This window comes from Rhizobium sp. PDO1-076, assembly GCF_000247475.1.
In the GTDB taxonomy this organism is placed as follows: Bacteria; Pseudomonadota; Alphaproteobacteria; order Rhizobiales; family Rhizobiaceae; genus Allorhizobium.
Genome location: NZ_AHZC01000220.1, coordinates 1 through 2,223 on the forward strand (window position 1 = coordinate 1; position 2,223 = coordinate 2,223).

Genomic DNA, 2,223 nt, shown 5'->3' on the forward strand with positions numbered 1-2,223 from the left:
ATGCCCCCACGGAAGCTCGAGTTTTCCGGCTGCAATCACGATGGCTGGCTGGTTGGGCACACCAGGATTGCGCAGGTCAATCGGGACGTTGCATCCACTCGCCGAGTGAGGACGCTGCTGGTTGCACAACAAGACAACAGAACATCTACGGGATCGAGGCTCGCATATAAAACACGCCCTTGCGCAGAAAGGGTGGCCGGGTTCTGTTGCCAAGCCCCGGCCGGGCTCCGTTAGGCTACTTTACGTAGCTCAACAAGTGGAACATTGCTGTTAGCACTTACATTGTTGACCCGATAACGACGGTATCATGCCGGAACGCAGCATCTGTCTTTACACACCAGTCGATCCTATTTCGCGCCCAGCATAATCGGCCGAACTGCCCTCTCGACAGACAGCCGATTATGGTGGACGCGGCGGGTATCGCACCCGCGTCCTGCATGTGCAGTCAACACCACTGACTTACGCTCATCGTGGTATCACCGTATCGGCGAGATCACCCCATGATGCCACGATGGGCGTAATCGACCCTCATTAAAAAAACACCCCCCGATACCGCGCACATCGGAGGCGAGCCCTTTTACGACATGCTCAGGTCCAGGGGCGAGAACAAGACCGCAGTCAAGCCATACACCCTCCACCATCCTAGGCTCGTCTCTAGGCAGACCGCTGTGCATGAGCGCCCCGGATCCGGCCGGAAAAGGGAGCTTCAGGCGCTCCGGCTAGTTGGTCTTCTAGCTGGTAGTTGGTCTTCTAGCTGGAACAAATCCCGGCAACTGTACCAAAAGACACAGGAAACGTGTGATTTGCACTTCTTTATCAAAACCGGAGGAAGTCGATGGTGTTGGAACTTTCACCTCGACGCTTCATGAAGCGATCTGTGAAACACCGCTCAATCAGCACGACCAAGTCGTTGGTGCGTCTCATGACCGAGTCTCCCAACGCTTTTCCAATCTCCGGGCCGCATGGTTCATCAGTTCCGGCGCGGCGGACAGGTACCAGTAGGTGTCGCAAACATTGGCGTGGCCGAGAAAGGTCGAAAGAACCGGCAGTTCGCGTTCCACATCTTCGCCAGCGCGATGCCAGTTGATCAGGGTCTGGACGGCGAAACGGTGACGAGGATCATGAATCCGTGCGCCACTGCGATTCCCCCCTCTGCCGTAATCCAATTTGCCGGAATAATCGCCAGAACACGCGGTGCACGTATTGATGCAGCAATCTGCCGCACTGTTCGGCGACGAAGAAATAGGGACTGCGCGGCGTACCAAGGTGTGCATCGCGTCGGACGGCATAGCCTGAAAGGACAACACTTGTCGTGGCATGCAGCGGCACCAACCGTGCCTCGCCAAACTTAGTCTCTCGGATGGTGAGCGCCCTGGTCGAGATCGACATCGGCCCGAAGCAGGCTGAGCGCTTCGGAATGGCGCAGTCCATCGCTGGCTGCCCACTTGGCTGCGGCTGCTGGGTGATGATCTGAAGACGGCCTTCTGGAAGGATGGCGCTTGTGCGATACAGGCCCGGCCCGAGCGGTCTGATCCTTGCCGGCCAAGTCGCAACCTTCGTGCTCGCGTCGGGCGCGGTCGGAGCGCCGTTGCCGCTGAGTTCGGCCTTCACCGTCGTCTCGTCCTCGATCGGCATCAGGAAGAGCATACCGGCTGCTTTTCGCTCAGAGTACGAGCCTGGCATAAATGTCGCCCGAGGGGGCCGTTGAGAGCAAGGGCCACAAGCTCGCTGGACATCATGTCGGCGCTCCTCCAGCTCGTATCGACAAACCGGCTCGCTTCCCCAACCACCCGATTGAACCGATAGCCGCCAAGTGCTTTCAGGCGTTCGATCGCCTCCAGGGCAACAGCCGGCAGGCTCGGACTATATTCGAAGGCAATCAGCCGATCCGTTGCGACAGCCCCCGCAGGATGTCGCTTTCTGCCCCCTCGACATCGATCTTGCAAAAGGCGGGACGCCCGTATCGGTCGATTGTCGTCATCGGGACCCTGATCTCATCGTCCCATTTGACGTTGCGAAACGCCGGAAGACGGTTGACCCCCTCGATGAACCGGCTCGAGACGGTGCTGACCGTCGGATGACGCGAGGAAATGTAAAGCGGGCATCGTAAACTTAACGGAGGAAATGCCAGCGAAAGACGCCATCCGGAGATATCTGTCATGCTCTTGCAATTTTCGCCCACAGGCTCATCGCCGCAGTGCGCAGTGCGCAGTTCGCGATGGT

General features: G+C 58.4%; 2 protein-coding genes and 1 other RNA gene. All 3 read right to left on the reverse strand.

Features of this window, described 5'->3' with window-relative positions:
- Positions 1 to 191: 191 nt before the first annotated feature.
- Positions 192 to 541, reverse strand: a transfer-messenger RNA (tmRNA) gene (gene ssrA, locus PDO_RS27190).
- A gap of 578 nt (positions 542 to 1,119) precedes the next feature.
- Entirely contained in the window at positions 1,120 to 1,647 is a 528-nt protein-coding gene (locus PDO_RS29080; RefSeq protein ID WP_007602210.1) for a site-specific integrase, read from the reverse strand.
- Between the two features lie 232 nt (positions 1,648 to 1,879).
- Positions 1,880 to 2,223: FkbM family methyltransferase (locus tag PDO_RS28690; protein ID WP_007602211.1), on the reverse strand; the 344-nt coding region annotated here is incomplete at its 5' end.

What these genes read in the sequence shown, in the direction of transcription:
- PDO_RS29080 (WP_007602210.1), bottom strand. Translation starts at nt 1,647, where the DNA reads ATGCTCTTCCTGATGCCGATCGAGGACGAGACGACGGTGAAGGCCGAA.